This is a genomic window from Paraburkholderia sp. MM5496-R1 (assembly GCF_050436205.1).
Lineage (GTDB): Bacteria > Pseudomonadota > Gammaproteobacteria > Burkholderiales > Burkholderiaceae > Paraburkholderia > Paraburkholderia tuberum.
Genome location: NZ_JBNDLT010000002.1, coordinates 646,011 through 658,932 on the forward strand (window position 1 = coordinate 646,011; position 12,922 = coordinate 658,932).

The window sequence follows — 12,922 nt, forward strand, 5'->3', positions numbered from 1 at the left end:
CGGAACCTCCAGTCGATGTCCGGTCAACGCGATGCACGCGGACCTGCGCCCGCTCGGGGCGAAATTCAGTGATGTGGCAAAGCGAAACGAAGCGCAACCGATTGAAGCGCGGCGCCTGAAGGCAGCCGTCCGCACGGCTAAGTTACGCGGAAAAAATGCGGTGACGAAAATCGAAAATAATTCAAAAATATTCGTCCGCTTATGCGTCGCAAAAGAAACGATTTTTAAAAATCGATAAAAGCGCAAGCCTCGCCGCCAGGTCGCCTCTATCGCGACGATCCCCCGTTCCTACCGATGTGATATCACGCAATGCGCATTTATTACGGATTGCCAGATGCTCACCACATAAACATATAAATCTTTCGAGAATGGCCAAAGAAATACCCTGTTTCAATCTGATTCAATTAGCCCATTCCATCGGGTTTTTTCTCGAGTTTCTTTTCCCTAGAATCGATTGCACTTCAGTTGCGACGCGAAGCGCGCGCCTGCTCGCCGGCAATCCGTGGCGAACCGCGCGGCGCTTCGCCCGGCTCATCCGCTTTACACCATGGACGGTTCATGACAGCCAGCGCATTGCCCCTCGCGCCCTCCCATTCCCGCATCGTGCAGCTCGACGGTCTGCGCGCGATCGCCGTGCTCGCGGTGTTCGCGCAGCACGCGTTGAAAGCGCCGCTATGGATGGGCGTCGATCTGTTCTTCGTTTTGAGCGGCTTTCTGATCAGCGGCATCCTGCTCGATCGCAAGTCGCGCCAGCAGTCGTATTTCAGCTATTTCTATGCGCGGCGCGCGCGCCGCATCCTGCCGCCGTACCTGCTGCTGATGGCCGTGTCGTCGCTGCTGTTCGGCCTCGCGTGGGCGCGGCACTGGTACTGGTACGCGTTCTTCGCGACCAATATCGGCGATGCGCTCAATCAAAGCGGTCATGACAGCCTCAACGTGCTGTGGTCGCTCGCGGTCGAGGAGCAGTTTTATATCTTCTGGCCGCTCGTGATCCTGCTCGTGCCCGAGCGTCTGCTTGGGCTGGTGGCGGCCGCGCTGATCGTGCTGGTGCCGCTGCTGCGCGCGCTCGCGACACCGTGGTTCGATTCGTTCTGGCCGATCTACTACCTGACGCCGTTCCGCATGGATCTGCTCGCGGCCGGCGCGCTGCTCGCGGTTGCCGTGCGGCGCGATCGCAATGCGCTCGAACCGTTCAAGGGACTCGCGGTGCTCGGCGCTCTGGCCGCGCTCGCGGTGCTGGCATGGCTGCATCTGCACTACCCGCGTTTTCGCGCAGCGAATACGCCGTTGTCGAATGCGGGGCTGTATAGCGTGTCGCTGGTGCTATGTACGTCGATCGTCGTGATCGCGCTGCAGAGCAAGGGCATCGTGAAGCGGCTGTTGTGCAATCGCGTGCTCGTTTATATCGGCACCATCAGCTACACGATCTATCTGATCCACCTGAGCGTGCTGTACATGGTGTGGCCGCTGCATCTGAATCGCTATCTGAGCGCCGCGATCGCGCTCGCTATCACACTCGTGTACGCGAGCATCACGTGGTTCGCATTCGAGAAGCGCCTGATTTTCGGCGCGCGCGGGTCGAGAGCGACGACCGGCGCCAGCGCCCACGTTGCGCGGCAAGCACCGCAAGGCCGCGCATGAACCGCCTGGCCGTTGTTGCTGCCCACGTGCTGGGTGTCGTGTCGGCGCTGATGCTGATCGCCCCGACAACGCGCGCGGCCGTGGCCGGGCCGGCAGCGTCATCGCCGACGCAACTGCTGATCGACGCTTACGGCGACTCGACCACGCTCGGCATCACCTGCAGCGATGGCCACTGCGGCCCGCAAGCCCGCAACGCCGTCACGTTTCTGCAGCAAGCGTTGCAGGCGCATGACGGCGAGCGCGTGCGCGTCACGAACTACGGCGTCGGCGGCACGATGGCCTGGCAGTTGCGCGACGGCACCGGCAATCGTCGCGCGGGGCCGACGGCGGGACTGCCGTGGCGCGAACGTCTCGCCGCCTCGCCCGCGCGGATCGTGTTGATCAACTACGGCATCAACGAAGTGATGCACAACCAGACGCCCGAGCAGTTTTACGCGGCGGAGACGTCGCTCGTGCAAACCGCGCGAGCGCTCGGCAAGGAGCCTGTTTTGCAGACCTCGAACCCGATGCCCGATAACCGGCTCAACGCCCGGCTCGCCGCGATGATAGCGATGACGCGACGCGTGGCCGCCGAACAGCAGGTGCCGCTCGTCGATCAATACGCGTATGTGAGCAGCCTGCCCGACTGGAAGTCGCTGATGTCGGACGGCGCGCATCCAAAGCCGGACTTGTACCGGCTGAAGGCCGAACAGGATTATCGGGTCGTCGAACCGTTGGTGCGGCGGCTGCTGGACAACGCGCACTGAGCCAGGCCCTTGCGCGCGTTCCGTTCTCTTTTCTCTCACAAACTAGAAGGCAAGCTATGAGCCAACCACGCAAAGCGATCATCACCGGCGTATCCGGACAGGACGGCGCCTATCTGACCCGGCTGCTGCTCGACAAGGGCTATCACGTGACCGGCACCTACCGGCGCACGAGTTCGGTCAACTTCTGGCGCATGCGTGAGCTTGGCGTGCTCGATCATCCGAATCTGCGTCTCGTCGAACACGACCTCACCGACCTCGGCTCGACGCTGCGCCTGCTCGACGGCACGCAGGCCGACGAGCTGTACAACCTCGCCGCGCAGAGCTTCGTCGGCGTGTCGTTCGACCAGCCGGTGACCACCGCCGAAGTGACCGGCGTCGGCGCGCTGAATCTGCTCGAAGGCCTGCGTATCCTGAGCCCGAAGACACGCTTCTACCAGGCGTCGACCTCCGAGATGTTCGGCCTCGTGCAGGCGGTGCCGCAACGCGAAAGCACGCCGTTCTATCCGCGCAGCCCGTATGGCGTCGCGAAGCTGTTCGCTCACTGGTCGACGATCAACTATCGCGAGTCGTACGACCTGTTCGCGAGCAGCGGCATTCTGTTCAATCACGAATCGCCGCTACGTGGCCGCGAATTCGTCACGCGCAAGATCTCGGACACGGTCGCGAAGATCAAGCTCGGCAAGCAGGACGTGCTCGAACTCGGCAACCTGAGCGCGCAGCGCGACTGGGGTTTCGCACTCGAATACGTCGAGGGCATGTGGCGCATGCTGCAGGCCGACGCGCCCGACACCTTCGTGCTCGCGACCGGCCGCACCGAAACCGTTCGCGATTTCGTGCGCATGGCGTTTACGGCGGCCGGCTATCAGCTGGAATGGGCGGGCAAGGACGAGCGCGAGACCGGCATCGACGTCGCGACCGGCAAGACGCTTGTGCGCGTCAATCCGAAGTTCTATCGGCCGGCCGAAGTGGACCTGCTGATCGGCTGCGCGGACAAGGCGCGCGACACGCTCGGCTGGCAACCGCAAACCTCGCTCGAACAGCTTTGCCAGATGATGGTGCAGGCGGACATCGCGCGCAACGAGCACCACGAGACGTTCTAACCCGGCATCCGTGTGCGGCGGCGCTCGCCGCACACTGCCCCGTCAACCCGCCAGTTTCCGGAACGTCTCCAGCACCGCATCGCCCTTGAACGGCTTGACGATCCAGCCCTTCACGCCGGCGGCCTTGCCGCGCTCCTTCATCGCGGGGCTGCTTTCGGTCGTCAGCATGATCACGTTGACGGTCTTGTTCGCGAGTTCGCCGCGGATTTTTTCGACCATCGTCAGGCCGTCCATGTTCGGCATGTTCACGTCGCTGACGATCAGGCGGATATTCGAATCCGTTTTCAGCTTCGCAAGGCCATCCTTGCCGTCGATGGCCGTCGCGACGTCGAGACCGTTTTTCGCCAGAAAACCCGCGACTTCATCGCGTACCGTGCTCGAATCGTCCACCACCAGAATCTTTGCCATAACCATTCCCTTGCGTCACCGACGCGTCGTATCAAAACAGATCGAGTTCGCCGGACTCGACGAGATCGTCGACATCCACCGCGTTTTCAGAAAAATCTTCGGGTGACCAGCTCAGGTTGAAAACGAAGCGCTGGTCGATCGATACCGACTGTCCGCTCGCGGCGTCGCTCAATCGATATTGAAACCGCAACTGCGGATTGTCCGAGCCGAACGAGATGTAGCGATGCTTGTGATTGACCAGCAGTGGCACCTGCACCTGACTTGCATCGCGAGCGTTCTGCTGACCGAGGAAGCGGTCCTTGAATGCCCCCCAGATCAGATTGGTCAATTCGCCGAGCACGTCGTTCAGATCGCGAAAGCCCGGTTGCCCCGCGCCCATGCCGGGCTCGCGTGCCGCGCGATCGCGATCGATCATGCCGAGCAGCGGCTCCTCTTCGGCCTGCATCAACATATAGCCGCGACACCAACTGCCTTCGAGCGGAATCAGGCTGAAGACCTCGCCGAAGATGATTCGATCGCGCACGATACTGGGCGTGTCGCGTTGCACCGTGACGCCGTCGAACAACGTGGCGAGCCGCGCTTGCGTGATCTCCGCGATACCGCGCACGAGCGCGTTCGGGAAGTCGAGGCTGAAGATGTATCGATCGACGGCTTCACGCAGCGCCGTCAGATCGGCGGCATTGAAATGCGCGCATGCCGCGTTCGTCAACGGCTTCGGAAGCCGTTCGAGCGGCGCGTGGCCGCTCGAACGCAGGATCACCGGCAGTTCGGGGCGCAAGGCATTGATGCGCGCGGCGCTCGTCGCCGCCTGCTCGACCGATCCGCCGTAGTTATCCGCCAGCAGAACGCCGCCGAGATCGATATTGGTGGCCAGTACCGAGCCGAGGCGGTTGCTGTCGCGCACCTTCAGTGCGATCAGGTTGTGTTCGTCGAAAAAGAGCTTCAGCGCTTGCGCGTGTGCCGGACAGTCGTCGAGCACGAGCACCTTGCTGACGGGCTTGCTGGTATTCATCGTGTTTCAGTCTGCGAATGCAGTGTTGAGGGGCTAGAAAAGTTCGAGCTCGCCTTCGGCCTCGTCGGCCGTGGCGAATTCAGCCTTGAAATCGAGGGGCGCCTGCGCGCATAGACATAACGTGACACCCAGCCGGGCCGCACCGCCGATCGTCAGCTCGTACGCCCACACGTGATCGGGCCGCAACTCGTCGAGATACTCGACACAGGCGCTGTTCAATTCATACGGCGTCGACATGCCAAGATCGGGAAAATGATTGACCAGTTGCTGGTTCATGTAGCCGCAGCACAGGTTGCCGAGTTCCATCAGCGTTTCCGACAGCGAACGCGTCGTGTCGCCGCTGGCGTAGTAGGCGTGCGTCGCGTCGTCCTTGCCGAAATGCAGCACGAACAGCAGACGAAAGCCGATCGACGAGATCGTCAACGCCATCGCGCAAGGTCCGGCCGGATGATCGCGATCCCACCTCGGCACCGCCGTGATCTCGCACGAATCGCCCGGCGTCGCGGGCAATCTCGCGCGCGCCGCGTGACAGAAGATGTCCGCGATGCTTTGCTTCGCCTGATCGGTAATCACGCTGCGGCCTGCTCGAGCCGGGATTGGAACTGGGTCGCCAGCACTTCGACGCCGCCGAGCGACGCCGTGATCATCTTGCCGCCGGCCTGGATGTCCTGGAACGTCGCCGCCGTCGTCAGGTCGTTGCGATGCAGGCTCTCGCGATAGCTCTTCGACAACTCCTGCGAGCGCGACGCCAGCGAGCGCACTTCGCCCGCGACGATCGAAAAGCCGCGACCCGCGCTGCCGGCGCGCGCCGCTTCGATCGACGCATTCAGCGAAACGATCAGCACGTGCTGCACGATCGCCGACAGCTCCTGGTTCTTCTTGTGCATGTCGCGGTTCTGCGACATCAGCGAAATCATCTGCTCGTGCCAACGCTCGAACGTGATGGTCAGCGTCTTCAAACGGCCCGCCTCGTGCGCGATCCGCGTCGCATGCTGCAGCCATTCGTCGCTTCGCGAACTCGCGGCGTCGAGCGACGCCTGCAACGCTTCGCGATCGTGCGCGCACTGCCCGGCTTGCGCGCGCAGATCGGCGAGCATCGACTCCAGTGCGGCGCGCTCGCTGTCGGCCTGCTCGCCGAGCCGGACCGCCGCGTCGAGTTGCTGCTCGAGGGCCTGCCGCGCGAGCGCGTCGACACGCTGCGCCTGCGCACCCGCGCGAAGCTTCCGACGATAAAAAATTCCCGTCGCGAGTGCGCAGAGAATACCGCCAACGCCTGCGGCCAAAAGATAACTTTCAAGCACAACCTGCTCCCATCGCTTCGATCAATCCATCAGGCCGTCAGCCTGCTACCGCATCCGCGTCACGCTCGCGCGCTGCATCGGCGGACGCGTCGAGACTGTCCACCGCCCAGTCCTCGGGGAACGACACGACGGTCTGAAAGCGGCGATAGTCCGCGCCGCGACGATCGTCGGTGAAACGCAATTCGATGCGGCCATGCTCGCGCCGCACGAAATCGCGCACGGCATCCATGCCGACGCCGCGGCCCGAAATCTCGCTGACGGTCTGCGCGGTCGAGAAGCCGGAACGGAAAATCATCTCGGCAATCGCTTCGTCGCTGAGCACGGCATCGGCGTCGATCCAGCCGCGTTCGATCGCGGCCCCACGGATTTTCGCGAGCGCGAGACCGCGGCCGTCGTCGCTGATGGTGATCTGCAACGCGTGATGGTCGACGCCCACTTCCAGTTCGATGACGCCGGCCGGGTCCTTGCCGTTCGCGACACGCTCGGCGGCAGGCTCGATGCCATGGTCGACCGAGTTGCGCAGCAGGTGCGTGAACACATTGCGCAGCGTATGGCTGACCTCGCTGCGCACGCGGTAGCCGTTGTTGTCGATGCTGACGACCGGCGCCTCCTTGCCGAGTTCGGCCGCCAGAGACGGCAGCGAGTCGAGCACGCCCGCGAGCGCTTCGTAGATCGATTCGGTGCCCAACAGACGCAGTTCCCGCTGCAACGATTCGCGCATCGACACGAGCGCGTCCCGGTCGGCCGGATCGGCGCTGTCGAGCAGATCCAGCTGCTTCTGGATCGACTCGCGATCGACCATCAGGTAGCGATCCACCGCGCCGCTCTGGCCCGGCCCCTTGCGGCCGAGGCTCACTTCGTTGATCGTCGCGTAGGTTTCGAGCGCGGCCTTTACGCGCTGCAGATCCTCGATCAGAAGCTGCTGGTCCCACGCTTCGCTGCTGTCAGCGCGGCGCAATGCGTCGTAGCGCTGTTCGGTTTCATGGACGATGCCGGTCAGATGCTGAAGGCTGTACGTGCGCGCATTGCCCTTGACGGTGTGCATGTTGCGGAACAGCTCGGCGACGGCTTCGTGACTCGGCTCGTGATGCTGACGGATGATCCGTTCGTTCTCGCTGATGAAGCCCGTCGCGCTTTCGACGAAGTGATGGAACTTCTCCTGACTCACCGCGAGAATCTCGCCGATCATTTCCAGCCGGCGCTTCTGTTCGCCGGCCTCGGCGGCGAGCGCGCGCAGTTCGGTCACGTCGCGCACGCACAGCATCAAACGCAGCACGACGTCGTGTTCGTCGGTGATCGCCGACCAGCTCAGGTCGAGCGTCTTCACGCGGCCATCGGCCATCGGCTTGGCGATCTCGTTGACGAGCAGGTGCTGATTGAACTCGAAGTTCATGCTGTCTTCACCGATGCATGCCTGCAGCGCCGCTTCGATCTGCGAGAGCGCATCGCTGTTGATATCGGTGCCGCCGAACACGAGATCGAGCAACGGACGGCCCGCAATCTCGCGCGTCTCGAAGATGGCCTCGAGATAGGCGGAGTACTCCGGATGCACGACCACGCCTTCGACCACCGTCAGAATCCCCTGCTGCATGTTTTGCAGCATCGCCTGGATATCGGCGGTCTTCTGCTTCAGTTGCAGCGAGCTTTGCTGGATCTTCTCGATCATGCCGTTGAACGCGACGATCGAATGACCGATCTCGTCCATGCGTCCGACCGGCACGCGGCGCGTGAAGTCCTGGCTCGCCGCGATCTCGCTCATCTCCACCTGCATGCGGCTCAGCGGCCGGGTGATCTGGCGATACAGCAGCGCGCTGATCAGCAACAGCACGACGATGGCCGCGCCGGTCGCGGCGCCGATCGCCGTCGTCGTGGTGGCGAGCGCGCTGTTCAGTTCGTCGATCGCGGCGTCTTTCTGGCGGTTCTTTTCGATTCGCAGCGTCTCGACGATGCCTTCGAGTTCATCGCGGTATTGCGCGACGTTCGCGAACAGATAGGCTTGCGCCAGTTCGTTCTTGCCGTCGGCCTTCATCTTCGCGGTGTCGTTGACCGCGTTGAAATAATTCGCGAGGCTGTCGCGCGCCTGGCTCACGAGCCCGGTTTGGGCCTGACCTTGCGCGGCCTTCGCCTGCACGTCGAGCGCCGCCTGCAACGACGCTTCCTTGCTCTTCAGCAGGTCTTGAGCCTGCGAGACCATGTTCGCGTCAGGCGCATAGACGAGCGTCATCATCGCGAGCTGCACGTCCTTGACTTGCGATACGAGGTCTGCCGACGCGAGCGCGCTCGGCACGACGCCCTGGGTGACCTGCCTGACGTTGGCGGCGCTGTTGCGGGTCTGAAGCACGGCGTATCCGCCAATGGCGGATAGCGCGACAAGCATCAGAATGACGAGAAGCGTGATGCGGTGGCGGATGGTCATCTGAAAATCCCCGAGATCTGAAAATACAAGGTCCCCGCTTTCTGGCGGGACGCCCGTGTGTTTTTGTACTTTCGGGCGCGGGGATTATCGTCGCGGATGTGTGACGTAAACGTGACGAAGTCGACGCCGGGCGCCACATTTCAGGGATTTGAAAAATAAGGTCGGAAAATCGCGGCCAAGGGCTGATCCGGGCTCAAGTTCAACAGAAAAGTGCCGTTATTTGCAGCCTATTTTTTTTGCCGGTCTTGCGGCGACATGAACGCGAGGCCCGAACGCCGCGATCCGAGCCTCGCCCCTTTTTTCATTCGATTGAACCGCCGCCGCTGCGCTTCAATGCAGCACGCTCCCCGCAATCGCTTCGGCATACACCGCCGCGACCCGCTTCGCGATCACCGCGTTATCGAAGCGTTCGCGCGCATAGCGGCGGCATGCATCCGCATCGGGCAACTTCAGCGTACCGTTCAGCGCGCCGGCGAGACCCGCGGCGATCGCAGCTGCGCCGGTCTCCGGCAACACCAGATCGGGCGACAATCCCGCCACCGCCTCGGGCAATCCGCCGACCGGCGTCACCAGCACCGGCGTGCCCGACGCAAGCGATTCGACCGTGATGAGCCCGAAGCCTTCCAGCGCGACGGTCGGCACGACGCTGATGTTGGCCGCGCGATACAGCGCCGCCAGATGCTGATCGGGCACGAAGCCGAGCAGCTTCACGTTGTGTTCGAGCCCCGCGTCGGCGATGCGCGCCTCTAGCTCACCTTCGAGCCGACCCTTGCCCGCGATCAGCAGCAGCACGTCGGGCGCGCTGCGTTTGAGCAGCTTCACCGCATCGATCAGATCTTCGAGACCCATGCGCCGCACCAGCCGTCGCACCGCCAGCACGATCGGTCGGTCCTGCGGCAATTGCAGACGCAGACGCGCCTCGGCCTGCGTGATCGGCAGATTGAACTGCTCGACATCGACGCAGCCCGGCACCACGCGCACGCGCTCCGGCGAGATGCCGTAGCGCGTCGTGAGAATCTTGCCGAACGCGTCGGACAGGACGATCAACCGCGACGAACGCGCGTATACCGACTGCTCCAGATAACGCTTCGCGCGCTGGCCGAACGAATCGGCGCCTTCGACGTGGCTCTCGTCGGCCCACGGTCCCTGAAAATGCGACACCTGCGGAATGCCGCGCGTCACGTCGAGCCCCGGAAACGTATAGAGCGCGAAGTGCGACGAAATCACATCGGGCCGCGACGTGCGGATTTCGTGGCGTAGCGCGCGGCGTGCCGCCATTAGCCGCAGCGGCAGCGATTGCGCGGCGGGGCCGAAGCCGTTGATCGCGCCACCGGTATCGGCCGCGACTTTCGGCGAGCCGGCGACGACGCCGCGCACCGCGACGCCCGCGCCCGGCAGCGCGCCGACCAGCGAGTAGTACATGCGGTCGAGGCCGCCCGCGCGTTCGGGAAACCAGTGCATCCCGATCTGCAGTGATTTGATTGAGCCAGTCGTCATGATGGTGTGCCCCTGTGTGTTGCTTGCGGTGAGTTGCTATGTGTAGACGTGGATGGCGCGCTTCGCGCGGTCATTCCACGCTCTTCTGTCCGGCGAGATGGTTCAGCGTCAGCGCATCGTTCTGCGCGACGACCGTCGCTTCCGTCTGGCTGCGCCGGCGGTTTTCCTGCTGGCCGGCCAACTGCCGGTACAGCGCGATGTATTGCGCGGCCATGCGCGCCCAGCCGAAGCCGGTCGCGAGTTCGCTCGCGGCTTTGCCCATCGCGTGGCGCGCGCCGTCGTCGCCGGCGAGTTGCGCGACGGCGCGAGCGAGCGCTTGCGGGTCGTCGGGATCGTCCAGCACGATGCCGCACTCGGGCGTGATGATCTCGGCGCCGCCGGCGGTGCGCGCGGTCACGACGGGCAGCCCCGCCGCCATCGCTTCGAGCAGCGACAGACTCATCGCTTCGTAGCGCGACGGGAACACGAACGCGTCGACCGAATGCATCAGCACCGGCATTTCCTTCACGAGCCCGAGAAAATGCACGCGATGCGCGATGCCGAGCGCCTTCGCCTCGTCCGGATACGGGCTGCCCGGCAGAAAGCCGGCCACCGCGATCTGCACATGCTCGGGCAGATGCTTCAACGCGGCGAGCACGGTGCCGAGATTCTTGCGCGGCGTGCGCAGGTCGCCGACGAACAGCAGCAGGAACACATCGTCTGGTAACCCGAACTTTGCACGATCGCCGCTCGCCGCCGCGAAGCCCTGCGTGTCGACGCCGTTGTAGATGACGTCCACGCGGTTGCGCGGCGTGAGACCGATCGCGCGGATTTCGTCGGCGACCTTCTGCGACACCGCGGTGATCACCTTCGAGCGCCGGTACGCCCAGCGCTCGAGCAACGCGTTGCAGCGCGTATAGACCGACTGGTACGCGGACCACACGCCCTTCGTGAGACCGAACGGGTAGTACTTGCTCGCGAACCAGCCGCTATGCACGAAATGCGAGGTATTGACGTCGGCGCGCATCCAGGTGATGAAGCCGTTCACGTGCAGCACGTCGTAGTCGCGGCGATGCGCGCGCAGCCACAGTGCGCTCTTCGCCGCGAACACCTGCTGGCGCAGCAGACTGGTGGGCCACCAGCGGCCGATCTTCACCGGCGCCCAGCGCACGTTAGGATGCGCGAGCAGCTCCGGCGCCACGTGCGACGCGACCAGCGTCACGCGGATGTTCTCGTCGAGCGCCGCGCGCGCGATCTCGTGGTTGACGCGCCCCTGGCCGTCGTTATGGCGCACTACGTGCGTGACAATGGCGACTCTCAATCCGTGCCTCCGTGGAGAAATAGCGTGCGTGCGCGGTTCATTTTTTCGTGGTGAACCGCGGAAAGAATCGAAAAAGCGCCCATGAAAAGCAGCAGGCCGCCGGTGCCGACCAGCGAGTTCGTGAACACGAGCATCGCGAAGGTCGCAAGACACAGGCTCAGGCACGCGGAGACGAACTTGTCGTCGCGCAGCCTGAACGAGCCGAGCACCGCGCGCGTCAGCAGCCACACGATGCCGGACATGTACAGCAAGGTGCCGGGCCAGCCGAGCACGAACGGAATGTTCATCACGCCGCTGTCGAAGTTGCCGTACTGGCCGAGCTGGCCGCCGTCGTTGGACAGTTTCGTCGAGGTGCCGGTCGCGCCCATGCCCTCGCCCGAGACGTCGGTAAACGCGGTCTTCGCGAAGGTCGCGTAGAACTCGTTTCGCGCCGCGTAGCTCTGGTCGTCGTGCAGATTGACGATCGTGTTTAGCCGCGCCTGCATCCGCTCGGCCACCGGGCCGACCGCCAGCAGCGGCACGCACAAGCCGGCGAGCAGTACCGCGCTCGCGACGATGCGCACGCGCACCTTGTTGTTCGACTTCACGAGCTGGATCAGGAGCGCGATGACCCAGCCTCCCCACGTCGAGCGCACGAGGCTCAGCGCGAACGAGAAGAAGCCGAGCGCGGCGGCGATCCAGCGCACGCGATGCTGCGCGGCCATCACGAACACCATTGCGCCCATCATCGCGAACGCGAACGGGCCCGACGAGTTCATCGTGCTGAACACGCGTACGCCCAGCGGCACCGGGTCGCCCTGCGAGTTCATCTGCGAGCCGAGCATCCACAGCGCGTCCCACGGCGGCATGATGAAAAACTGGATCAGGCCGTAGCCGCCCATCACCAGCATCCCCCAGATGAACGTGTTGATGATCGTGTCGCGATACTGCGGATACTGGCGCGTGTGCGCCATGATGTGAAAGCCGATCAGGATCGGGTAGAGCCAATTTGCGAGGTCGTAGGTGGCCGCGAGCGGGCCGCTCGACATCACGCCGATCAGGAACGCGTAGATCAGGCCGAGCAGGATCAGCAGCACCGGCAAGCCTCGGCGCTGCGCGAGCAGCCGGTAGTAGCGCAGCAGCGACAGCCCGCTGATCATCGTGACGGCGAGCGGCGCGACCTGGATCAGGCTCGTCGGCGTGAACGCGCCCTTTGACCAGTCGGCGAGACGCCGCACTTCGGGGCTCAGGAACCACAGCCACCACATGAAGCCGATGTAGCGCGCCGGGCTCTTGAAGTAGAGCCACAGACCCGTCAGGATCGCCAGCACCGGGAACGCCAGCGTGAGCACCGTGCCCTGATGCGCGACGATCAGCACCGCGGCGATCAGCCACAGCAGGAGCGGCGGCAGCCATTCTCGCGGGCCGCCTGACAGCAGCCCGCTCGCGGCGTCTTTTGCAGGGCCGGCGTTGGCCGCGCCTGTCGGCGGCAACGGGTTCGCGCGCGGAATCGTCGACATCG

General features: G+C 64.0%; 12 protein-coding genes. 4 read left to right on the forward strand and 8 right to left on the reverse strand.

Annotated features, from left to right (window positions below):
* The first annotated feature begins 31 nt into the window (after positions 1-31).
* The 4 genes from OKW38_RS09800 (at position 32) to gmd (ending at position 3,487) form a co-directional block, all read left to right on the forward strand.
* Positions 32-238: a hypothetical protein gene (locus tag OKW38_RS09800; RefSeq protein WP_429361248.1), complete on the forward strand. Its 207-nt coding sequence runs from the start codon at positions 32-34 to the stop codon at positions 236-238.
* 320 nt (positions 239-558) lie between these two features.
* On the forward strand, positions 559-1,641 hold the full coding sequence (locus OKW38_RS09805) for an acyltransferase family protein (RefSeq protein WP_429361250.1): 1,083 nt from the start codon (positions 559-561) through the stop codon (positions 1,639-1,641).
* Positions 1,638-2,387: an SGNH/GDSL hydrolase family protein gene (locus OKW38_RS09810; protein WP_429361251.1), complete on the forward strand. Its 750-nt coding sequence runs from the start codon at positions 1,638-1,640 to the stop codon at positions 2,385-2,387. Before OKW38_RS09805 ends, OKW38_RS09810 begins: the two co-directional genes overlap by 4 nt.
* Positions 2,388-2,443: 56 nt before the next feature.
* Positions 2,444-3,487 (forward strand): GDP-mannose 4,6-dehydratase, encoded by a 1,044-nt coding sequence (gene gmd / locus OKW38_RS09815; protein WP_184043711.1) that lies wholly within the window; start codon positions 2,444-2,446, stop codon positions 3,485-3,487.
* Positions 3,488-3,529: 42 nt separating this feature from the next.
* Here the strand turns inward: gmd and OKW38_RS09820 are convergent, their stop codons facing one another.
* From OKW38_RS09820 to OKW38_RS09855, 8 genes are all read right to left on the reverse strand, one after another.
* A complete protein-coding gene (locus OKW38_RS09820) occupies positions 3,530-3,895 on the reverse strand; it encodes a response regulator (RefSeq protein WP_018418019.1) in 366 nt (121 codons plus the stop codon).
* Positions 3,896-3,926: 31 nt separating this feature from the next.
* Positions 3,927-4,907, reverse strand: a complete 981-nt coding sequence (locus OKW38_RS09825) for a chemotaxis protein CheX (protein ID WP_429361253.1) — start codon at positions 4,905-4,907, stop codon at positions 3,927-3,929.
* A 33-nt stretch (positions 4,908-4,940) separates the two neighbouring features.
* Complete coding sequence (locus tag OKW38_RS09830; RefSeq protein ID WP_429336448.1) at positions 4,941-5,480, reverse strand: hypothetical protein; 540 nt, start codon at positions 5,478-5,480, stop codon at positions 4,941-4,943.
* A complete protein-coding gene (locus tag OKW38_RS09835) occupies positions 5,477-6,208 on the reverse strand; it encodes a methyl-accepting chemotaxis protein (protein WP_429361255.1) in 732 nt (243 codons plus the stop codon). Before OKW38_RS09835 ends, OKW38_RS09830 begins: the two co-directional genes overlap by 4 nt.
* A gap of 37 nt (positions 6,209-6,245) precedes the next feature.
* Positions 6,246-8,624, reverse strand: coding sequence for an ATP-binding protein (locus tag OKW38_RS09840; RefSeq protein WP_429361256.1), 2,379 nt, complete (start codon positions 8,622-8,624; stop codon positions 6,246-6,248).
* A 330-nt stretch (positions 8,625-8,954) separates the two neighbouring features.
* On the reverse strand, positions 8,955-10,121 hold the full coding sequence (locus OKW38_RS09845) for a glycosyltransferase family 4 protein (protein WP_429361258.1): 1,167 nt from the start codon (positions 10,119-10,121) through the stop codon (positions 8,955-8,957).
* A 70-nt stretch (positions 10,122-10,191) separates the two neighbouring features.
* Entirely contained in the window at positions 10,192-11,421 is a 1,230-nt protein-coding gene (locus tag OKW38_RS09850) for a glycosyltransferase family 4 protein (RefSeq protein WP_429361260.1), read from the reverse strand.
* Positions 11,418-12,920, reverse strand: coding sequence for a glucose-6-phosphate isomerase (locus OKW38_RS09855; RefSeq protein WP_429361262.1), 1,503 nt, complete (start codon positions 12,918-12,920; stop codon positions 11,418-11,420). The genes OKW38_RS09850 and OKW38_RS09855 overlap by 4 nt, the downstream gene beginning before the upstream one ends.
* Positions 12,921-12,922: the final 2 nt, after the last annotated feature.

Coding starts and splice junctions, on each gene's coding strand:
- OKW38_RS09805 (WP_429361250.1), top strand. CDS start 559: ATGACAGCCAGCGCATTGCCCCTCGCGCCCTCCCATTCCCGCATCGTG.
- OKW38_RS09825 (WP_429361253.1), bottom strand. CDS start 4,907: ATGAATACCAGCAAGCCCGTCAGCAAGGTGCTCGTGCTCGACGACTGT.
- OKW38_RS09810 (WP_429361251.1), top strand. CDS start 1,638: ATGAACCGCCTGGCCGTTGTTGCTGCCCACGTGCTGGGTGTCGTGTCG.
- gmd (WP_184043711.1), top strand. CDS start 2,444: ATGAGCCAACCACGCAAAGCGATCATCACCGGCGTATCCGGACAGGAC.
- OKW38_RS09820 (WP_018418019.1), bottom strand. CDS start 3,895: ATGGCAAAGATTCTGGTGGTGGACGATTCGAGCACGGTACGCGATGAA.
- OKW38_RS09845 (WP_429361258.1), bottom strand. CDS start 10,121: ATGACGACTGGCTCAATCAAATCACTGCAGATCGGGATGCACTGGTTT.
- OKW38_RS09840 (WP_429361256.1), bottom strand. CDS start 8,624: ATGACCATCCGCCACCGCATCACGCTTCTCGTCATTCTGATGCTTGTC.
- OKW38_RS09855 (WP_429361262.1), bottom strand. CDS start 12,920: ATGTCGACGATTCCGCGCGCGAACCCGTTGCCGCCGACAGGCGCGGCC.
- OKW38_RS09800 (WP_429361248.1), top strand. CDS start 32: ATGCACGCGGACCTGCGCCCGCTCGGGGCGAAATTCAGTGATGTGGCA.